18 protein-coding genes are annotated in these 19,231 nt (G+C 65.7%); 13 read left to right on the top strand and 5 right to left on the bottom strand.

Annotated features, from left to right (window positions below; translation table 11 throughout):
• Positions 1-26: 26 nt before the first annotated feature.
• Positions 27-3,251 (bottom strand): bifunctional proline dehydrogenase/L-glutamate gamma-semialdehyde dehydrogenase PutA, encoded by a 3,225-nt coding sequence (gene putA / locus EDF74_RS17960; protein WP_123731376.1) that lies wholly within the window; start codon positions 3,249-3,251, stop codon positions 27-29.
• 276 nt (positions 3,252-3,527) lie between these two features.
• Here putA and EDF74_RS17955 point away from each other — a divergent pair, with 276 nt between their 5' ends.
• The 6 genes from EDF74_RS17955 (at position 3,528) to EDF74_RS17935 (ending at position 8,261) form a co-directional block, all read left to right on the top strand.
• Complete coding sequence (locus EDF74_RS17955; RefSeq protein ID WP_121042248.1) at positions 3,528-4,004, top strand: DUF2244 domain-containing protein; 477 nt, start codon at positions 3,528-3,530, stop codon at positions 4,002-4,004.
• Positions 4,005-4,015: 11 nt separating this feature from the next.
• Positions 4,016-4,963 carry a cytochrome c oxidase subunit II gene (coxB, locus tag EDF74_RS17950; protein ID WP_123731375.1) on the top strand — a complete coding sequence of 316 codons (948 nt, stop codon included), beginning with the start codon at positions 4,016-4,018 and terminating at the stop codon, positions 4,961-4,963.
• Positions 4,964-5,027: 64 nt separating this feature from the next.
• The gene (gene ctaD / locus EDF74_RS17945; RefSeq protein ID WP_019185997.1) at positions 5,028-6,638 is read left to right on the top strand and encodes a cytochrome c oxidase subunit I; all 1,611 of its coding nucleotides are present in this window, start codon (positions 5,028-5,030) and stop codon (positions 6,636-6,638) included.
• Positions 6,639-6,646: 8 nt separating this feature from the next.
• Entirely contained in the window at positions 6,647-6,781 is a 135-nt protein-coding gene (locus EDF74_RS18380; RefSeq protein ID WP_259462181.1) for a hypothetical protein, read from the top strand.
• Positions 6,778-7,365 (top strand): cytochrome c oxidase assembly protein, encoded by a 588-nt coding sequence (locus EDF74_RS17940; RefSeq protein WP_121042251.1) that lies wholly within the window; start codon positions 6,778-6,780, stop codon positions 7,363-7,365. Before EDF74_RS18380 ends, EDF74_RS17940 begins: the two co-directional genes overlap by 4 nt.
• A 20-nt stretch (positions 7,366-7,385) precedes the next feature.
• The gene (locus tag EDF74_RS17935; RefSeq protein WP_123731374.1) at positions 7,386-8,261 is read left to right on the top strand and encodes a cytochrome c oxidase subunit 3; all 876 of its coding nucleotides are present in this window, start codon (positions 7,386-7,388) and stop codon (positions 8,259-8,261) included.
• Positions 8,262-8,301: 40 nt separating this feature from the next.
• Here EDF74_RS17935 and EDF74_RS17930 read toward each other — a convergent pair whose 3' ends face one another.
• A complete protein-coding gene (locus EDF74_RS17930) occupies positions 8,302-8,520 on the bottom strand; it encodes a twin transmembrane helix small protein (RefSeq protein WP_019185993.1) in 219 nt (72 codons plus the stop codon).
• 57 nt (positions 8,521-8,577) lie between these two features.
• Between EDF74_RS17930 and EDF74_RS17925 the strand changes: the two genes are divergently transcribed.
• From EDF74_RS17925 to EDF74_RS18175, 6 genes are all read left to right on the top strand, one after another.
• Positions 8,578-9,312, top strand: a complete 735-nt coding sequence (locus EDF74_RS17925) for an SURF1 family protein (RefSeq protein WP_123731373.1) — start codon at positions 8,578-8,580, stop codon at positions 9,310-9,312.
• Between the two features lie 27 nt (positions 9,313-9,339).
• The gene (locus tag EDF74_RS17920; RefSeq protein ID WP_102788907.1) at positions 9,340-9,915 is read left to right on the top strand and encodes a hypothetical protein; all 576 of its coding nucleotides are present in this window, start codon (positions 9,340-9,342) and stop codon (positions 9,913-9,915) included.
• 11 nt (positions 9,916-9,926) lie between these two features.
• Positions 9,927-11,138 (top strand): COX15/CtaA family protein, encoded by a 1,212-nt coding sequence (locus tag EDF74_RS17915; protein ID WP_123731372.1) that lies wholly within the window; start codon positions 9,927-9,929, stop codon positions 11,136-11,138.
• A 4-nt stretch (positions 11,139-11,142) separates the two neighbouring features.
• On the top strand, positions 11,143-12,033 hold the full coding sequence (gene cyoE, locus EDF74_RS17910; protein ID WP_123731371.1) for a heme o synthase: 891 nt from the start codon (positions 11,143-11,145) through the stop codon (positions 12,031-12,033).
• Positions 12,034-12,105: 72 nt separating this feature from the next.
• Positions 12,106-12,930: a calcium-binding protein gene (locus EDF74_RS17905; RefSeq protein ID WP_260232320.1), complete on the top strand. Its 825-nt coding sequence runs from the start codon at positions 12,106-12,108 to the stop codon at positions 12,928-12,930.
• A gap of 297 nt (positions 12,931-13,227) precedes the next feature.
• Positions 13,228-14,118, top strand: coding sequence for a hypothetical protein (locus EDF74_RS18175; RefSeq protein ID WP_148045974.1), 891 nt, complete (start codon positions 13,228-13,230; stop codon positions 14,116-14,118).
• A 195-nt stretch (positions 14,119-14,313) separates the two neighbouring features.
• On the opposite strand, the gene EDF74_RS17895 is transcribed toward EDF74_RS18175, so the two are convergent.
• The 3 genes from EDF74_RS17895 to EDF74_RS17885 all read right to left on the bottom strand — a co-directional run bounded on the left by EDF74_RS17895 (position 14,314) and on the right by EDF74_RS17885 (position 18,103).
• Complete coding sequence (locus tag EDF74_RS17895; protein ID WP_123731368.1) at positions 14,314-15,294, bottom strand: bile acid:sodium symporter family protein; 981 nt, start codon at positions 15,292-15,294, stop codon at positions 14,314-14,316.
• 100 nt (positions 15,295-15,394) lie between these two features.
• Positions 15,395-17,125 carry a DNA primase gene (dnaG, locus tag EDF74_RS17890; protein ID WP_123731367.1) on the bottom strand — a complete coding sequence of 577 codons (1,731 nt, stop codon included), beginning with the start codon at positions 17,123-17,125 and terminating at the stop codon, positions 15,395-15,397.
• A gap of 63 nt (positions 17,126-17,188) precedes the next feature.
• A complete protein-coding gene (locus EDF74_RS17885; RefSeq protein WP_123731366.1) occupies positions 17,189-18,103 on the bottom strand; it encodes a YihY/virulence factor BrkB family protein in 915 nt (304 codons plus the stop codon).
• 147 nt (positions 18,104-18,250) lie between these two features.
• Between EDF74_RS17885 and EDF74_RS17880 the strand changes: the two genes are divergently transcribed.
• Positions 18,251-19,186 carry a hypothetical protein gene (locus EDF74_RS17880; RefSeq protein WP_260232318.1) on the top strand — a complete coding sequence of 312 codons (936 nt, stop codon included), beginning with the start codon at positions 18,251-18,253 and terminating at the stop codon, positions 19,184-19,186.
• Positions 19,187-19,231 lie beyond the last annotated feature (45 nt).

Raw genomic sequence — 19,231 nt, 5'->3', positions numbered from 1 at the left:
TTTTGTTTACCGCAGGACGCTGGGAATCAGTCGCCCAGGGTCAGCAGCGAGGCATTGCCGCCGGCTGCCGTGGTGTTCACGGTGACGGTCTTTTCGGTGGCAAAGCGCAGCAGGTAGTGCGGGCCGCCGGCCTTCGGGCCGGTGCCGGACAGGCCCTGGCCGCCGAACGGCTGCACGCCGACCACCGCACCGATCTGGTTGCGGTTGACGTACACGTTGCCGACGTTGATGCGCGATGAAATGCGGTCCACGGTTTCATCGATGCGCGAATGCACGCCCAGGGTCAGGCCGTAGCCGGTCGCGTTGATCTGGTCGATCACCGCATCGAGCTGGTCGCCCTTCCAGCGGATCACGTGCAGCACCGGCCCGAAGATCTCCTTGTGCAGCTGGTCCAGGTTCTTCAGCTCGTACGCACGCGGGGCGAAGAAGGTGCCGTGCGCGGCGTCGTCGCTGAGCGTGGCAGCGGCGATCAGGCGCGCGTCCTTCTCCATGCGCACCGCGTGATCCTTGAGAATCTGCAGTGCATCGGCGTCGATCACCGGGCCGACATCGGTCGACAGCAGGCCCGGGTCACCGACCTTCAGTTCGGCCATTGCGCCGGACAGCATGGTCATCACCTTGTCGGCGATGTCGTCCTGCACGAACAGCACGCGTGCGGCCGAGCAGCGCTGGCCAGCGGAGGTGAAGGCCGACCCGATCGCATCCTTGACCAGCTGCTCCGGCAGCGCCGAGGAGTCGGCGATGAAGGCATTCTGGCCGCCGGTTTCGGCGATCAGCACACCGATCGCAGCGTCGCGTGCGGCCATCGCGCGGTTGATCGCACGGGCGGTGTCGGTCGAGCCGGTGAAGGCCACGCCGGCCACGCGCGGGTCGGCGGTCAGTGCGGCACCGACGGTCGCGCCGTCGCCCGGCAGGAACTGCAGCACGCCTTCGGGCACGCCGGCGTCGAGCAGCAGCTTCACCGCGTAATAGCCGATCAGGTTGGTCTGCTCGGCCGGCTTGGCGATCACGCTGTTGCCGGCGGCGAGCGCGGCGCTGACCTGGCCCAGGAAAATCGCCAGCGGGAAGTTCCACGGGCTGATGCAGACGAACACACCGCGGCCATGCAGCTGCAGTTCGTTGGATTCACCGGTCGGGCTCGGCAGCTTTTCGGCGTGGCCGAACTGCTCGCGCGCCTGCTTGGCGTAGTAGCGCAGGAAGTCGACCGCTTCGCGTACTTCGGCGATGCCGTCGGGCAGGCTCTTGCCGGCTTCCTTGACGCACAGCGCCATGAACTCGGGCATACGCGCTTCCAGCTGGTCGGCGGCGTGTTCCAGGATCGCCGCGCGGCTGGCGGCGGGGGTGCGGTTCCAGGCCGGCTGCGCGGCCACGGCATTGGCCAGTGCCTTCTCGACGGTGGCGCTGTCGGCCGGCTGCCACTGGCCCACCACCTGGCGCGTGTCGGCCGGGTTGGTCACGTTCAACAGTGCGCCGGTCGGGTTGGCACCCGGCACCAGCGGCGCGGCGTGCCACGGCTTCACGGCGGCGTTGAGCTGCTCGGCCAGCGCGCGCAGATCGTTGTCGTTGGCGAGATTGACGCCCATGGAGTTCTTCCTGTCATGGTTCTGGCTGCGCAGCAGATCGACCGGCAGCGGGATTTTCGGATGCGGGATGGACGCGAACGAGGAGACCACCTCGACCGGATCGCGGATCAGGTCGTCGATGGCCACGTTCTCGTCGGTGATGCGGTTGACGAAGCTGGAGTTGGCGCCGTTTTCAAGCAGGCGCCGCACCAGGTACGGCAGCAGGTCTTCATGCGAACCGACCGGCGCATACACGCGGCACGGCACGTTCAGACGGTCGGCCGGCACCACTTCGGCATACAGGTCATCGCCCATGCCGTGCAGCTTCTGGTGCTCGTACTGGCCGCCCTTGGCGATCGCCTGCACGGCCGCGATGGTGTGCGCGTTGTGCGTGGCGAACATCGGGTAGATCGCATCGCTGTGCGTGAACAGACGCTTGGCGCAGGCCAGGTAGGAGACGTCGGTGTTCTGCTTGCGGGTGAACACCGGGTAGGCCGGCAGGCCGTCGATCTGCGCGCGCTTGATCTCCGCATCCCAGTACGCGCCCTTGACCAGGCGCACCTGCAGGCGGCGACCGATGCGACGGGCCAGGTCGGCCAGGTAGTCGATCGTGTACGGGGTGCGCTTCTGGTAGGACTGCACGACCACACCGAAGCCTTCCCAGCCGGCCAGCGAGGCATCGCTGACCACGGTCTCGATGATGTCCAGCGACAGTTCCAGGCGGTCGGTTTCTTCGGCGTCGACGGTGCAGCCGATGCCGTAGGACTTGGCCAGCTGCGCCAGTTCCAGCACGCCCGGCACCAGGTCGGCCATGACGCGTGCGCGCTTGGCGTGCTCGTAGCGCGGGTACAGCGCGGAGAGCTTGATCGAGATGCCCGGTGCCGAATTGACGTCGCCATCGGGACGGCCGCCGCGGGCCTTGTGGTCACCACCGATCGAGTGGATCGCACGGCGGTAGTCTTCCAGGTAACGCTTGGCGTCCTTCATGGTCAGCGCGCCTTCGCCGAGCATGTCGAACGAATAGCGGTAGCTGGCGTTGTCGCCCTTGTGCGAGCGCGACAGCGCTTCGTCGATGGTGCGGCCCATGACGAACTGGTGGCCCATGATCTTCATCGCCTGGCGCACGGCCAGGCGGATCACCGGCTCACCCACGCGGCCGATCAGGCGCTTGAACGCGCCCGGCACATCGGCGCGGGTGGCATCGTTGATCTGGACCAGGCGGCCGGTCAGCATCAGGCCCCAGGTGGAGGCGTTGACCAGCACCGAGTCGCTGCCGCCCATGTGCTTCTTCCAGTCGGCATCGCCGAGCTTGTCGCGGATCAGCTTGTCAGCGGTCTCCTGGTCCGGAATGCGCAGCAGGGCTTCGGCCACGCACATCAGCAGCACGCCTTCTTCGCTGCCCAGATCGTACTGGCGCATGAAGGCTTCGATCGCGCCCTGGTCCTGGGCGCGCACCCGCACGCGCTTGACCAGGTCGGCAGCGGTGGCCTGCACCTTGGCCTGCTCGGCGGCCGGCAGGCGTGCCTGCTCGAGCAGCTCGCGCACATGGGTGGCCTCGTCCTTCAACCAGGCATCGGTGATCGCCTGGCGGAACGCGTTGGGAACGGCCGGCAGCTCGGGGGACAGCAGCGGCGGGCGGGCGGCGCCGGACGATGCCGGGGCAGGGGGAAGGACAGAGGATGCAGTCATGCCGGTCGGCTCGTGGAGAACTTGACCATTTTAATCGTTTTTTTGGCGAGTCAAGCGGTTTTCGTGCCCACGCCCATGCGGCGCATAGCCTTTCATACAGGGGGATTCGGCGGATTCGACCCGCCCGCCATTTATTGTGCTGTTTTCGTCAAAACGGCCGCCGCAGGCAATGCTGTATTGCAACATTCCTGAAACTGTGAATGGACCCTTGCTACTCGCTGGAGAGCGGGGCTACCATCGAGACGTTTCCCGCGGCAGGAAAAACGCGGTTGCGACATGATCGAGGTGCTCATCGCTCCGGACGGATCAGGGACGCAACTGCGGCTGCGCCCCCCACGGGCGCTCGATGCCCGGCAGTTCGTCCTGTTGTTTGTGGTGTTGGCGGGGGTGATGTGGCTGGCGGCCGGCCTGGGCTGGTTCACCGGCAACGTATTCGCCCCCGTGTTTGCTCTGCTGTACAGCGTGTTGCTGGCAGTGGCGCTGCGCACGGTGTGGCGCAGTGGAGAACGGCAGGAAGAGATCCGGGTAGTGCCGGCGTGTGTGGAAGTGATTCCCGCACCCGGGCATTCGCCGGTGTTCAGCGCCCACCCGCACTGGGTGAGGCTGATCGCCGACGAGCGCAGAGTCCGGCTGGCATCCAGCGGTCGGCAGGTGGACGTGGGGAGTTTCCTCGCACCGGCCGAACGCCAGGTACTGGCTCAGAAACTAGAAGGCTTGCTCGCGGCCAATGACGGCCGCAACCGACGACGCTAAGGGTCTAGGCAATGAAGCAATGCAGAAAGTGGGGCAGGACGTTCGGGAAGTCAGTGTTGGGCGGGGCTGCGCTGCTGGCGCCGGCCATGGCGTGGGCCCAGGCGGCCGACCCCAAACCGTGGCAATTGAACATGGGCAAGGGGGTGACCCAGAGCTCGCGGTTGGCGTGGGAGTCCAACCTGTTCTCGCTGTGGGTGTGTACCGTGATCGGCGTGCTGGTGTTCGGCGCGCTGTTCTACGCGATCTTCAAATTCCGCAAATCCAAGGGCGCGGTCGCCGCCACCTTCAGCCACAACACCAAGGCCGAGGTGATCTGGACGGTGATCCCGGTGATCATCCTGGTGGTGATGGCCTGGCCGGCCACAGCCAATCTGATCAAGTTCTACGACACCCGCGATTCGGAAATGACCGTCAAGGTCACCGGGTATCAGTGGATGTGGAAGTACGAATACCTCGGCGAGAACGTCAGCTTCACCAGCCGGCTGGACCGTGAGTCCGACCGTGTCCGCCAGAGTGGCGTGGTGCCGACCCGCGACAGCCATCCGCATTACCTGCTGGATGTCGACAACCGCCTGGTGCTGCCGGTCGATACCAAGGTGCGCTTCGTGATCACCTCCGACGACGTCATCCACGCATGGTGGGTGCCGGCGCTGGGCTGGAAGCAGGATGCGATTCCCGGCTTCATCAACGAGGCCTGGACCAACATCGAACAGGTCGGCGTGTACCGCGGCCAGTGCGCCGAGCTGTGTGGCAAGGACCATGGCTTCATGCCGATCGTGGTCGAGGCGGTCTCCAAGGAGGATTACCAGAAATGGCTGGCCTCCAGGAAGCCTGCGCCGGCCCCTGCACCGCAGGCCGCTCCGGCGCCCGCGCCGGCTGCCCCGGCCGAGGCCACCCCGGCACCGGCACAGGCACCGGCCAGCGAGCCTGCCGTGGCAGCAACAGACAGCAACGCCTGAAATCGAGCCGCGTCCGCCAGCCGGCGGATGCGGGTACCACCGGATACAGTGAGGTGTAGTTGCGATGGCGCATTCCGCAGTTGACCACGACGGGCATCACGGGCATCAGCAGGGGTTCTTCGAGCGTTGGTTCTTCTCGACCAACCACAAGGACATCGGCACGCTCTACCTGCTTTTCAGCTTCATCATGTTCATCATCGGTGCGGCGATGAGCGTGATCATCCGCGCTGAGCTGGCGCAACCGGGCCTGCAGTTCGTCAAGCCCGAGTTCTTCAACCAGATGACCACCGTGCATGCGCTGGTGATGATCTTCGGTGGCGTGATGCCGGCCTTCGTCGGCCTGGCCAACTGGATGATCCCGCTGCAGATCGGTGCGCCGGACATGGCGCTGCCGCGCATGAACAACTGGTCGTTCTGGCTGCTGCCGGTGGCCTTCAGCCTGCTGCTGCTGACCCTGTTCCTGCCCGGCGGCGCACCGGCCGGTGGCTGGACGCTGTACCCGCCGCTGTCGCTGCAGGGTGGCTACAACGTGGCCTTCAGCGTGTTCGCCATCCACGTGGCCGGCATCAGCTCGATCATGGGCGCGATCAACATCATCGCCACCGTGCTCAACATGCGGGCGCCCGGCATCGATCTGCTGAAGATGCCGATCTTTTGCTGGGCCTGGCTGATCACCGCCTTCCTGCTGATCGCGGTGATGCCGGTGCTGGCCGGCGCGGTGACGATGCTGCTCACCGACAAGTTCTTCGGCACCAGCTTCTTCAACGCCGCCGGTGGCGGTGACCCGGTGATGTACCAGCACATCTTCTGGTTCTTCGGGCACCCGGAGGTCTACATCATGATCCTGCCGGCGTTCGGCGTGGTCAGCGAGATCATCCCCACCTTCAGCCGCAAGCCGCTGTTCGGCTACCAGGCCATGGTCTACGCGATCGCCGCGATCGCGTTCCTGTCCTTCATCGTCTGGGCCCACCACATGTTCACCGTGGGCATGCCGCTGGGCGGCGAGATCTACTTCATGTTCGCCACGATGCTCATCTCCATCCCGACCGGGGTGAAGGTGTTCAACTGGGTCAGCACCATGTGGCGCGGCTCGCTCACCTTCGAAGCGCCGATGCTGTGGGCGGTGGCCTTCGTGATCCTGTTCACCATCGGCGGCTTCTCCGGCCTGATGCTGGCGATCGTGGTGGCCGATTTCCAATACCACGACACTTACTTCGTGGTCGCGCATTTCCACTACGTACTGGTCACCGGTGCCGTGTTCGGGTTGATCGCCGCGGTGTATTACTGGTGGCCGAAATGGACCGGGCGCATGTACAGCGAAACCTGGGCCAAGGTGCATTTCTGGTGGTCGATCGTGTTCGTGAACCTGCTGTTCTTCCCGCAGCACTTCCTCGGCCTGGCCGGCATGCCGCGGCGTATTCCCGATTACAGCGTGGCCTTCGCCGACTGGAACCTGATCAGCTCGATCGGCGCGTTCGGCATGTTCGTCACGCCCTTCATGATGGCCGCGATCCTGTGGCACTCGCTGCGTCACGGCGCGAAGGCCGCCGACCGCTGCTGGGAAGGCGCACGTGGCCTGGAGTGGACGATTCCTTCGCCCGCACCGGCGCATACCTTCACCACGCCGCCGACCATCCGTCCGGGTGATCTGGCCCATGACGACATCACCCATTGAGGCCGCTCATGACCAGTACCACCCGCACGCCGGATGAGCAGGCCCTGCAACGTCGCCGCGCGCATCGCACCGCGTGGGCGGTCGGGATTGTCGCGCTGATGGTCTATGGCGGCTTCATCCTCAGCGGGGTGATCGGGCGATGAGCGATCCGCGCCCGGCACCCGCGCGTCATGCGGGCCTGCCCCGCCTGATCGGGGTGGCGCTGGCGGTGTTCGTGCTGACCTTCTCGCTGGTGCCGCTGTACCGCATCGCCTGCGAAAAGGTGTTCGGCGTGCGCCTGGAGCGTGGCCCCGGCGCGGCGGCAGGCACTGCAGCCGCCACCGGCAAGCGCACGGTGCGGGTGGAGTTCGATGGTGGAGTGAATTCCAAGTTGCCCTGGGCGTTCCATCCCGAACAGCTGACGATGGACGTGGTGCCCGGCGAGCTCAACGAGGCGCTGTACTACGCGCGTAACGACAGTGATCGCGCGCTGGTCGGCAGCGCCGTGCCGTCGGTGGCACCGGCCAAGGCATCGGGCTACTTCAGCAAGACCGAGTGCTTCTGCTTCACCGCGCAGACCCTGCAGGCCGGCGAGAAACGTGACATGCCGGTGCGCTTCATCGTCGATCCCGACCTGCCGGCCAACATCACCACGATCACCCTGTCCTACACCTTCTACAAGAACGACGCCTTGTCCGCGCAGCTGGCTCCGGCCAGCCTGCCGACCGGCGCGCGTGCAGCTCCCTGATCCGGACCGGACCCAAGACCATGGCCCAGCAAAGCCCCGATGCGAACGTGTACTTCGTGCCCACGCACAGCAAATGGCCGTTCATCGGTTCCATTGCGATGATGGTGACCATGGTCGGCGTGGCCAGCTGGCTCAATGATTCCAGCTGGGGCAAGTGGACCTTCTACACCGGCATCGCAATGCTGGTGCTGACCCTGTTCTGGTGGTTCAGCGACGTGGTGCGCGAATCGCAGGCCGGCAGCTACAACCGCCAGGTGGATGGCTCGTTCCGGATGGGGATGGTGTGGTTCATCTTCTCCGAAGTGATGTTCTTCGGCGCGTTCTTCGGCGCGCTGTTCTACACCCGCAATCTGGGCCTGCCGTGGCTGGGCGGCGCGGGCGACGGCGTGATGACCAATGAGCTGCTGTGGGACGGGTATTCGGCGGCGTGGCCGACCAACGGCCCCGGTGCGATCGGTGGGCATTTCCAGACCATTCCGGCCTGGGGCCTGCCGCTGATCAATACGCTGATCCTGCTCACCTCCGGCGTCACCCTGACCATCGCGCATCACGCGCTCAAGGCCGGTCACCGCCGCCAGCTGCTGGTCTGGCTGGGCATCACCGTGCTGCTCGGCGTGGGCTTCCTGACCCTGCAGGTGGAGGAGTACATCCACGCCTACAAGGAACTCAACCTCACCCTGGGTTCGGGCATCTACGGCTCCACCTTCTTCATGCTTACCGGCTTCCACGGTGCGCACGTGCTGCTGGGCACGATCATGCTGGCGGTGATGTGGCTGCGCTCGTCGAAGGGGCATTTCACCCGCGACAACCACTTCGGCTTCGAAGCGGCCGCGTGGTACTGGCACTTCGTCGACGTGGTGTGGCTGATGCTGTTCCTGTTCGTCTACGTGCTGTAGCGTCGGTGCGACGTCCTGCCGCATCGACGCCGGTGCGGCCTCAGCCGCCGATGCCGTGGGGCTTGATCCAACCGCTGTAGATGCCGATGACCACCAGCACGATCAGCGCCACCGATACCGCGATGCGGCGGGTGAGGGCATTGACGGTGCGCTTGGTCTGGCCGCGATCGACCAGCAGGTAATACAGCCCGGCGCCCAGATTCCAGACGATGACGATCAGAAACGCGATTACCAGCAGGGTCTTCAACGAATCATTCATGCGCGGCTCGATGGCGTGGCGGGTGCGCCTATATCACCGCGTTTTGCCGGCGTTGTCATGATGCGCAAGCACACACGCCTGATCGGCTGGATCGCCGCGGTGCTGGTCATCCTCGCGTTCTGCCAGCTGGGCCGCTGGCAACTGCAGCGCATGCACGCCAAAGAGGCGTTGCTGGCCCAGCAGGTGCCTGCCCGCGCGCAGTCGCTCACGCTGCACCAGGCCCAGGCCGCCCCGCCGTTGCTGCGCTGGGTGCAGGATCACGGTCGCTTCCTGCCCGGCACGATCCTGCTCGACAACCAGACCCGCGAAGGCCGCGCCGGTCTCAAGGTGTATCAGCCGTTCCAGACCGATGACGGCGCACGCGTGCTGGTCGATCTGGGCTGGCTGCCGATGCCGCCGGATCGTGTCATCCCACCGATCACGCCGCTTGCCGGCCATACGGCCATCAGCGGCCTGCTGGCGCCGTCACCGGCCACCGGGCTGGCCCTGGGGCCGGCGCTGTCGCCCGCGCCACAGCCGGGCGTATGGCTGGCCAGCCGGATGCCACCCGACGACATGGCCCGCGCGCTGTCACTGCCGACGGGCAGCCTTGCCGCGCGCGTGCTGCGGCTGGATCCGGCGCTGCCAGGCGGTTACCCGCGCGATCTGGAGCTGCTGCCCAATACGCTACCGCCCAGTCGCCATCTGGGCTACGCCGTGCAATGGTTCGGACTGGCGTTGACCGTGCTGGTGGTCGCGCTGGTCCTGGAATTCCGTCGCCATCGCCGCCGGCGTGGCACTCCCCGGCGCTGACCGGCTCAACATGAGAAAATGCCGCCCATGAATGCCACTTCCCCGGCCCGGCTGCCGTCCCGTTCACGCGGCCGCTGGACCCTGATCGCGTTGTTCGGCGTGTTCTTCGGCGCCATGGCGCTGGCGGGCGTGCTGCGCTTCTCCGGCTGGCAGCCGACCTCGCACCGCAATACCGGGCAGCTGCTGCAGCCGCCGGCCGATCTGCGCGCACTGCCGCCCACCCTGGCCGATGGTCAGCCGTACCCGTGGAACCCCAACGATCGCACCTGGCGGATCCTGGTGGCCCCGTCTGCCAGCTGTACCAGCGAGTGCGTCACTTTGTCGCAGGGATTGGGCAAGGTGTGGCAGCTGTTCGGCCATAACGCCGATAATGTCGAGATCCTGTGGCTGGGCACGCCGCCGGCCGAGGTCCAGGGCATGCCCGCACTGCGCGCGCTGCGCGCCCAACCGGACCTGCGTGCCGCTTTGCCCGCCGTGGATGACGCCGCCGGTACGCCTGTGTATGTGATCGATCCCAATGGATTCGTGATCATGCGGTACGCGCCGGGATTCGATATGGCCGGTCTGCGCAAAGACCTGGCCACGCTGCTGAAACTGAAGTGAGTTCCGTTTAGATGAGCCTCTCCGCACGCCCGGTGCTGCACCGCAATTTCCACCGTCTGGCGTGGTTTGCGCTGATCATGACCGCCAGCACGATCATGTTCGGTTCGTTCGTGCGTCTGTCCGATGCCGGCCTGAGCTGCCCGGACTGGCCGACCTGCTATGGCCGTGTCACCTGGCCGCAGCACGCCGAGGAAGTGATCGGCCACGAAGCGGCCAAGATCCGCCCGCTGGAAACGCACAAGGCGTGGCGCGAGCAGGTGCACCGTTTCCTGGCCGGTGCACTCGGCATCGAGATCCTCACCCTGGCGCTGCTGGCCACGCGTCGTCGTCGCTGGGGCAGTACGGTGGTGATCACCGCCTGTGTGCTGGTGGCGACGGGCATACCGCTGTACATGATGGGCATGCACGTCCCCGCGAGCATCATCGCCTTGATCGGCGAAGCGATCCTGCTGATCGCCGCGCTGCGCTGGACCAACATCGACCTGGCTCGTGCCGCGTTGCTGACGCTGGCGGTGGTGATCTTCCAGGCGCTGCTCGGCATGTGGACAGTCACCTGGCTGCTCAAGCCGATCGTGGTCATGGGCCATCTGCTCGGCGGCATGCTCATGTTCGGCCTGCTGGTATGGATGGCGTGGCGCGCCACGCATATGCCGATCACCCTGGCCGAGGCGCCCAAGCTGAAGTGGCTGATCCGCGCCGGCGTGGCCGTGCTGGTCGCGCAGATCGCCCTCGGCGGCTGGGTCAGCGCCAACTACGCCGCACTCGCCTGCGGTGGCGGCAGCGCCTCGCTGGACAATTTCCCGCGCTGCGTCAGCCAGTGGTGGCCGCCGCATGATTTCAAGGAAGGCTTCACCCTGTGGCGTGGCATCGGCGTGGATTACGAAGGGGGCGTGCTCGACGGCGCCTCGCGTATCGCGATCCAGATGGCGCACCGCGTGATGGCGATCGTGGTCGCCGTGTACCTGCTGTGGCTGTCGGTGCGCCTGTTCCGCCTGCCGAGCATGCGCGGCTGGGCGAGCGCTCTGGGTCTGCTTGTGGTGCTGCAGATCACCCTGGGCATCCTCAACGTGAAGCTGGCGGTGCCGCTGGAAGTGGCCGTCGCGCACAGCGGGGGCGCCGTGGCCCTGCTGTTCGTGCTGGTGACCTTGCTGGCGCGCCTGCGCGCGCCGGATGCCGAGGGTGGCAAGGCCAGCGCTGCGTCCACTGCCGTGCAGGCAGGCTGACGGCATGGCCAGTTACCGTCAGTACTGGGATCTGACCAAGCCCAAGGTCGTCGCCCTGATCGTGTTCACCGCGCTGGTGGGCATGTTCCTGGCCATCCCCGGCGTGCCCACCGCGCAGCAGGCGCTGGACGGCGCCCTCGGCTTCCTCGGCATCTGGCTGGCCGCTTCGGCCGCCGCAGCGATCAACCAGCTGCTGGACGCGCGCATCGATGCGCAGATGGCGCGCACCTCGTGGCGCCCGCTGGTGGTGGGCAAGGTCAAGCCGTGGCAGGTGCTCGTCTTCGCCGGCCTGTTGATCGCGCTGTCGATGACGATCCTGGTGGTCTGGGTCAACGTGATCACCGCCGTGCTGACCTTCGCCTCGCTGATCGGGTACGCGGTGATCTACACCGTGTACCTCAAGCGCGCGACCTCGCAGAACATCGTCATCGGCGGTCTCGCCGGTGCTACCCCGCCGATGCTCGGCTGGGCCGCGATCACCGGCATGCAGGGCCCGTGGGACTGGGCCTACGCGTCGCTGCTGGTGCTGATCATCTTCATCTGGACCCCGCCGCACTTCTGGGCGCTGGCGATCTTCCGCCGCGAGGATTACGCCAAGGCGGAAATCCCGATGCTGCCGGTCACCCACGGCGTGGCCTACACCCGCAAGTCGATCATGGTCTATTCGATCGCGCTGGCCATCGTCAGCATCCTGCCGGTCGTGGTCGGCATGAGCGGCATGTTCTACCTCGGCGGCGCGATCGTGCTCAACGCGGTCTTCCTCTGGTACGCCTGGCGCATGCTGAATCCGCCGGATGAACTGTTCTCGATGAAGATGTTCGGCTACTCCATCGTCTACCTGATGGCGCTGTTCGCCTTCCTGATGGTGGACCACTGGATGCTGCCGTTCCTGTGAGCTTCCTGCGCCGGCCTTGAAACGGGCCACAGCATCGCCATTGCTTTCATGACCCCAACAGGACGTGACGGTATGAAGCGATGGCTCTGGATGGCTGTAATGGTGGCTTCGATGGTGTGCGGCACAGCCGCTGCCGTGCCGGCAGGCAGTGTCGCTGACACCGCAACGCAGATAGTGACCTTGGCGGGCAACCACCGGCTGGTGATGCTGGGCGAATACCACGGCACCGCCGAGACACCGCTGCTCGTGGCCGACCTGATGGAACGCTACAGCCGCGACACCGCACCGGTGCGGTTGGGCCTGGAACTGCCAATGAGCGAGAACGCCGCGCTGGCGCGTTACCTGCGCTCCAGCGGCGATGCTGATGCGCGGGCGGCACTGCGCACCTCGCCGTTCTGGCAGGTAAAGGACGACCAGCACGACGGGCGCCGCAGCCGGGACATGCTGGCGCTGATCGAGACGCTGCGCGTGCTGCGCCTGCAGGGGCGCGACATAGGCGTGGCCGGCTATGACATTGAAATCAGTACGTACGACAGCGATATGGATCGCGACGCTGCGATGGCCACGCACTTGCGCCAGCAGTTCAACGCACTGCCGGCCGGGGCGCGGATGGTGGTGCTCACTGGTAACGTGCACGCGATGCGCCACCCCTTCGCGGACGCGCCGCAGGAGATGAAGCACCGCACCATGGCGTCGTACCTGCTGGACCTTCCGCTGTACAGCGTGCGCGTGGAAGCGCTGCGTGGGCAGTTCTGGGGCTGCATGAACCCCTGCCGCGCGCTCACGCTGCGTGAATTGCCGGCGCAGGATCCGGTCGTCGAAACGGATCCGGAACGGTCCTACGACGTGTGGGTGCATCTGCCGGCGCTGAGCGTGGGGACGCTGACGGACCCGTAGCGAGGCCGAATGCCGAGGATGCGGCGCCCTGGCAGGGTCGCTTCCCAAACGACCGCACGCCGACACCACCCGCCCGGTAAGGCATGACCTTCCCCTCACATGGATGGCGCTTGAGGCACGGTCTCTTGTAAGGAACCCCCGCGTCGAGGGGGCGGAACCGATTGCACGACCTGCAACGATACACAGCGCTCACTTTCATCAGAAACAACCCCGTAGAAATGACGTCGCGAGACTTTGCTCGCTCAATCTCATGGTGCTCAAGTGACGTCCATAAGAGACATCGGGGTCGTAGCCGCGATGGCTACTGCCCTGCTCATCAGTGCAGAAGCATCTGCTGCGATGAAAACCCTGAGCCGTGCCAACTGTCTGTTGTCCGTCAATGAATCAATCACGTATGACAGGCCGCTTTTCAGGAGAATGCCGGGATCAGCAGCGAGCACACATCATGCGCAAGGTTTGGCCGTGTCGTTGCTGGTTGCTGCGTCGCTGTACAGTGCCCCGAGCTTCAGTGCCCAGAACGACGTGGATGCGGTAGGAAAGTGGTTGAATGAGCGAACCATGCGCGCCGCAATGGAAGACAGCAGCAATGGAGTGCGCCGCTCGTCGGAGCAGGGTACCTATCAGGTCATTCCCCTGTCTGAGTTGGATGCACCCGAAGAAGTCAAGCAACACTTCCGTGCCGAAATAGCGCTAAGTCGAGCCGGAGTGCGACGGGTTTCCAATGGCGAGATCCCATCGCAGGGCCAGCTGATCTCTTCGCTTCCGAGAACCGTACGTTCCAACGCAGAACTGCGTCGGCGATTGCCTTCGCCGCCATCCGATCTCCAACGCACAATTCTCGGTGCGGCGGAGCTGATCGGAATGGAGCCAAGCGGCGCACTGGATGGGCTCAAATCCACCGGTCTAACCCGTTTCTATCGCGTGAATGGCTTGGGTATCGTCGAGTTCAATGAACACAACTTTCGTGCCCCAGGCAGCAAAGTAGAGGTGATCGCAGAGTTTCAGAACATCCGCGTTAACGGTGTGCCTGCGCAGCTGGAACAAGTCTCGGATGATCTTGGGCGCAGCCGCGCAACGTTGGAATGGGCAGGGGAAAACAAGGCCTACTCGCTGATCGCTATCGGGGAAGGCGACGTGGAGCAAAAAGCCATCGTGTTGCAACAGATCGCCGCTGGTGTGAAAGATTGATACGACGGCGATAACAGCGCAACGCTTCCACGGGCTGTCCTCCGGTAGGGTCGCTCGACAGACGACTTCAGATAACGTCGATCAGCGCAATGGCGGCATGACCTTTGCCGAAGGTGCGTCAAACGGCCGATGTCGTTCGGCATCACGCCCATCATCGGCCGCTCACCGGTATCGGCGGTCGTCTGTCGAGCGACCCTACCGCGGGGTGACCGGGTCACGTGCATACCGCTGCGCGATCATCGCGCAGACGATCAACTGGATCTGGTGGTAGATCATGATCGGCAGCACGATCGCACCGAGGCTGCCGCCGGCGAACAGCACCTTGGCGATCGGCACGCCGGTGGCCAGGCTCTTCTTGGAGCCGCAGAACAGGATGGTGATTTCATCCTCGCGGTTGAAGCCCAGCCGGCGCGCGATGAAGCGGATCAGCGGCATTGCGATGCCGAGCAGCACGGCCGCCACCACCGCCACACTGAGCAGCGACAACAGCGGCGTCTTGCTCCACAGCCCTTCGCTGACCGCTTCGCCGAAGGCGGAGTAGACCACCAGCAGGATCGTGGCCTGGTCGGTATAACGCAGCAGCGCGCGCTGCTTCTCGACCCAGCGGGCGATCCACGGGCGCAGCAGATGGCCGGCCACGAACGGCACCAGCAGCTGCAGCATGATGCTGACGATGGCCTGGCCGGGGTTGTGCATGCCGCCTTCGGTGCCGGCCAGCAGGGCCAGCAGCAGCGGGGTCAGGAAGACGCCGAGGATGCTCGACAGCGAGGCGCTGCACACCGCCGCCGGCACGTTGCCACGGGCGATCGAGGTGAAGGCGATCGAGGACTGCACCGTGGACGGCAGCGCGCACAGGAACAGCACGCCGATGTACAGCTCGGGCGTGAGCAGCCAGCCATCCAGCGGTTTGAACATCAGGCCCAGCAGCGGGAACAGCACGAAGGTGCAGGCCAGGATGGTCAGGTGCAGGCGCCAGTGCAGCAGGCCGGCGACGATCGACTCACGTGGCAGGCGCGCGCCGTGCAGGAAGAACAGCGCGGCAATGGCGACGTCGGTGACATCGTCGAGCACCATCGCGGCGGCGCCGTGCATCGGCAGGAACGATGCCAGCAGCACGGTGCAGAGCAGGGCGAGGGTGAAGTTGTCCGGTCGCAGGCGCGACCACCAGCGGGTCATGGTGGGCAGGCTCCTGTAGGGCAGGGAAGTGAGCGGGGGAACGAAGATGGCATCGCTGCAGCGGGACTGGCGAGGTGGGAGGCCACGACGGCTCCGTTGGTCAGAAGCGGAGGGTGCTGCGCGCCTTGAGCAGTTCGCGCAGCTCGTACTTGTCAGTATCGTCCAGACCCTGCTGGCTCTGCTTTGCCTGAAGCTCATCCAGACGTTGCATCAGCAGCTGTTTCTCCAGCTGGGCCACCGCGTCATGCAGCTCCTGGGTCCACATCGCCTCATCGCCGGGCAGGGTCTGCGCGGCCAGCTTGTGCAGCGATTCCTGCTCTTCACGCCCGTCGAAGTGCTCCAGCAACGCGCCGGTGCTGATGTCCGGGCGCTGCTCGACCAGGGTCAGCAGTTCGGTCAGCAGCTCGATGCCGGGCAGGCGCAGGCCGGTGAAGTGATGGCCGTCCAGCGTCATCGCCAGCGAGGGCTGCTGCAGCAGGATCGCGATGGCCGCGCGCACCAGGCTGCGGCGCTGTGCCGGTGCCACCGCGCGCTGCGGTTGGCGTGAGGGCTGCGCGGACGCACTGGGCTTGGCGCCCAGGCCGGTCAGCGTGGTCAGCTGCTGCTTCATCAGGTCGCCGAAGGCGCCATCGGGAATCTGCGCCAGCATCGGCTTGGCCCGTTCGGCCAGGCGTGCCTTGCCGTCGAGCGTGCCCATGTTGACCTCACGGGTGAGCTCGTCGAAGAAGAACTGCGACAGCGGCGTGGCCTGCTGCAGGCGTGCATCGAAGCCCTCGCGGCCTTCCTTGCGCACGATGGTGTCCGGGTCTTCGCCATCGGGCAGGAACAGGAAGAAGGCCTGGCGGCCGTCCTTCATGCGCGGCAGCACCGACTCCAGCGCACGCCAGCCGGCGCGACGGCCGGCGGCATCGCCATCGAAGCAGAAGAACACGTCCGGCGCGTTGCGGAACAGCAGCTCGGCATGGTCCGGCGTGGTCGCCGTGCCCAGCGTCGCCACCGCCTGGGTAACGCCGAACTGGAACAGCGAGACCACGTCCATGTAGCCCTCGACCACGATCAGCCGCTCGATCTTCTGGTTGGCCTGGCGCACCTGCCACAGGCCGTACAACTCGCGGCCCTTGTGGAACAGCGCGGTCTCGGGCGAGTTGAGGTACTTCGGGCCGTCGTCCTTCTCCATGACCCGGCCGCCGTAGGCGATCACGCGGCCACGGCGGTCGAAGATCGGGAACATGACCCGGTCGCGGAACTTGTCGTAGACGTGGCCGCGGTCGTTCTTGGAAAACAGGCCGGCACGGTCGAGCAGCTTCATCCGCCGCTCGTCCTTGCCCAGCGCATCCTTCAGCGCGCTGTAGCCATCCGGTGCGTAGCCGATGGCGAAACGCTCGCGGTTCTCTTCATCGACACCGCGCTGGTCCAGGTAGGCGCGTGCCTTGTCGCTGCCCTTCAGCGCGGTCTGGAAGAAGCGCGTGGCCGCGTCCAGCGCCGAGTACAGATCGCGGCTGTCGTCCTGCTGCTGCGCCGTGCGCGGCTGGGTATCGCGCGGCACTTCCATGCCCACGCGCTTGGCCAGCTCATCGACCGCGTCGAGAAACTCGAGGCGGTCGTAATTCATCAGGAAGCTGATCGCCGTGCCATGCGCGCCGCAGCCGAAGCAGTGATAGAACTGCTTGGTCGGTGAGACCGTGAACGAGGCCGAGCGCTCGTCATGGAACGGGCAGCGCGCTGCGTATTCCTTGCCCTGGCGTTTCAACGGCACGCGACTGCCCACCACCTCGACAATGTCGGAGCGGGCCAGCAGGTCGTCGATGAATGCGTCGGGGATACGGGCCATGGGCAGCAGGCGGGGGCATGGCCGGTCACGGCCACGCGCGGAAGCGGGGGTGCCGCTAGTCTACTAGCTGTCGGCCGGTTCGCCCGGTTTCGGTGGCTCCACCCCAGCCTCGGCGAGCACGGCATGGGCGCGCAGGCGCTCATCGATCACCGAGGTCATCAGTGCACCGACGAAGAACACCACGGTGGCGTAGTAGATCCACACCAGCGAGATCACCAGGGCGCCCATCGAGCCATACGCGCTGCCCGGTGCGACGGTGGCGATGTACAGGCCGATGCCATAGCGACCCAGGGCGAACAGGGCCGAGGTGATCGCACCGCCGATGAAGGCCTGGCGCCACGCCACGCGGCGGTCGGGCAGGTAGTGGTACAGGAAGGCGAAGCCCACGGTGTACAGCGCCAGGCTGGTCAGGTAGCCGATCGCCGGCAGCACCGAGGGCAGGTGCGCGAAGACGACCTGCAGCATCGTGGTGGCGGTCATCGAGAGGATCAGGAGGAAGCCCAGCGCCAGCACCACGCCGAACGAAAACACGCGCTTGCGCAACCAGGCCACGATGCCGTCCAGGCGCTCGCCGCTGGTGTTGAAGATCAGGTTCAGGGCGTTCTGCAGCTGGGCGAACACCGCCGTGGCACCAATGAACAGCAGCAGGGTGCTCCACACGCCGGCCAGCGTGCCGATGTCGGGCTGGTTGTTGGCATTGCTGAGCACGGTCTCCGCCACCGAGGCGGCGCTGGTGCCGGCCACGTCATTGATCTGGCCCAGCAGCGCCTGCTGCGCCGGGGGGTACAGCGAGGCGGTCAGCCACAGCAGCAGCACCAGCAGCGGTGCCATCGAGAGCAGGGCGTAGAAGGCCAGCGCGGCGGCCTGGGTCATCACGTCCGCATCGATGAAGCGGCGCAGCAGCACGGCGGGGAAGCTCTGCTCCAGCCGCGCCATGTGCTTGCGGATCCTGGAGAGGGAGTGGCTCGGCGGGTGCATGGACGGCATCAGGTCGGAAGCGAGGCCCCCGTTCTAGCAAATGGACGGATTGCACCGGGTGAAGTGGTCCGATCAGGTCAAGATCTTGACGGATATCGCGCTATCCTTTCGCCCGGTTTTCCACCTTCACAGCAGAAAGGACGCTTCATGAAAGGAATGGTCTACACGACGATGGTGCTGTTGGCCGCTGCGGGCCCGGCGGCGGCTTCCGGGGCCTGCGACAAGGCTTTCAAGACAGTAGGGGATGCGCGCAACGGTGCGCTGTACATGGCCGATGTCACGGTGCCGGGCCTGAAGGTGCAGAGCGCACTGGACCAGCTGCGCAAGATCGGCGGCGATGACAAGTTCGAAGTCGCGGGGCAGCTGGTGGAGGGCGATACCGGCGACCAGTACCTGATCCAGCGCACAGGGCTGCGCGTCCCGTTGGTCCTGGTGGGCACCGCCGATCGCACCGGTCGCGTCACCCTGGCGACCAAGCTGGCCCGTGGTCAGTCGATCGAGCCGGCGGCGGCCAAGCAGTCGATGTGCGGGATGCTGGACAAACTCAAGGCGGGCAGCCAGGGCGACACGGTTGCCGCGGCCGGGCGCACCCAGTACCCGATGCCGGCCATCGAGGCAGTGGCGGCCCCGGATCTGTCCAAGCGGATGGGCAAGGAAGTGAAAGACACGATGGCGCTGTACCGCAGTGCCGGTGCGTTCAAGGATCTGATGCTGGGGACCAACACGAACAAGGAAGACAAGGGCGACCGTTCGGCCACCTTCCTGCCGCTGTACGCAACCTACGTGGGGCGGCGCTATCAGATCGATGGCCAGATCTATACGGTCAATCCGAGCACGTATTCGACCAAGCCCGGTGACATCGGCTCGATCAACTACCTGGTCACGCCGACCCGCGGCCTGCTGCGCGTCCGCCAGAACGACACGTACAACAACAACAACTACACCATCCGCTGCGAATTCGCGTCGGACCAGGCCGCCAACTTCACCATGCTGCGCGAGCGCGACTGGGCCAAGCTGGAAGGTGAGATCAGTTCGATCGAGGAAAGCTCGATGACGCTGCGCAACTGTCGCCAGGCCACGTAACAACGGACCTGCTGGAACGGAAAAGGCCCGCGAAATGCGGGCCTT

Source organism: Stenotrophomonas rhizophila (assembly GCF_003751305.1).
Taxonomy (GTDB): domain Bacteria; phylum Pseudomonadota; class Gammaproteobacteria; order Xanthomonadales; family Xanthomonadaceae; genus Stenotrophomonas; species Stenotrophomonas rhizophila_B.
The sequence above is the reverse complement of the archived record's forward strand: the minus strand, read 5'-3'. Positions and strand labels throughout refer to the sequence as shown.

Bases quoted from the DNA above. Each gene is read 5' to 3' on its own strand.
- putA (WP_123731376.1), bottom strand. From the start codon at position 3,251: ATGACTGCATCCTCTGTCCTTCCCCCTGCCCCGGCATCGTCCGGCGCC.
- EDF74_RS17955 (WP_121042248.1), top strand. From the start codon at position 3,528: ATGATCGAGGTGCTCATCGCTCCGGACGGATCAGGGACGCAACTGCGG.
- coxB (WP_123731375.1), top strand. From the start codon at position 4,016: ATGAAGCAATGCAGAAAGTGGGGCAGGACGTTCGGGAAGTCAGTGTTG.
- ctaD (WP_019185997.1), top strand. From the start codon at position 5,028: ATGGCGCATTCCGCAGTTGACCACGACGGGCATCACGGGCATCAGCAG.
- EDF74_RS18380 (WP_259462181.1), top strand. From the start codon at position 6,647: ATGACCAGTACCACCCGCACGCCGGATGAGCAGGCCCTGCAACGTCGC.
- EDF74_RS17940 (WP_121042251.1), top strand. From the start codon at position 6,778: ATGAGCGATCCGCGCCCGGCACCCGCGCGTCATGCGGGCCTGCCCCGC.
- EDF74_RS17935 (WP_123731374.1), top strand. From the start codon at position 7,386: ATGGCCCAGCAAAGCCCCGATGCGAACGTGTACTTCGTGCCCACGCAC.
- EDF74_RS17930 (WP_019185993.1), bottom strand. From the start codon at position 8,520: ATGAATGATTCGTTGAAGACCCTGCTGGTAATCGCGTTTCTGATCGTC.
- EDF74_RS17925 (WP_123731373.1), top strand. From the start codon at position 8,578: ATGATGCGCAAGCACACACGCCTGATCGGCTGGATCGCCGCGGTGCTG.
- EDF74_RS17920 (WP_102788907.1), top strand. From the start codon at position 9,340: ATGAATGCCACTTCCCCGGCCCGGCTGCCGTCCCGTTCACGCGGCCGC.
- EDF74_RS17915 (WP_123731372.1), top strand. From the start codon at position 9,927: ATGAGCCTCTCCGCACGCCCGGTGCTGCACCGCAATTTCCACCGTCTG.
- cyoE (WP_123731371.1), top strand. From the start codon at position 11,143: ATGGCCAGTTACCGTCAGTACTGGGATCTGACCAAGCCCAAGGTCGTC.
- EDF74_RS17905 (WP_260232320.1), top strand. From the start codon at position 12,106: ATGAAGCGATGGCTCTGGATGGCTGTAATGGTGGCTTCGATGGTGTGC.
- EDF74_RS18175 (WP_148045974.1), top strand. From the start codon at position 13,228: ATGGCTACTGCCCTGCTCATCAGTGCAGAAGCATCTGCTGCGATGAAA.
- EDF74_RS17895 (WP_123731368.1), bottom strand. From the start codon at position 15,294: ATGACCCGCTGGTGGTCGCGCCTGCGACCGGACAACTTCACCCTCGCC.
- dnaG (WP_123731367.1), bottom strand. From the start codon at position 17,125: ATGGCCCGTATCCCCGACGCATTCATCGACGACCTGCTGGCCCGCTCC.
- EDF74_RS17885 (WP_123731366.1), bottom strand. From the start codon at position 18,103: ATGCACCCGCCGAGCCACTCCCTCTCCAGGATCCGCAAGCACATGGCG.
- EDF74_RS17880 (WP_260232318.1), top strand. From the start codon at position 18,251: ATGAAAGGAATGGTCTACACGACGATGGTGCTGTTGGCCGCTGCGGGC.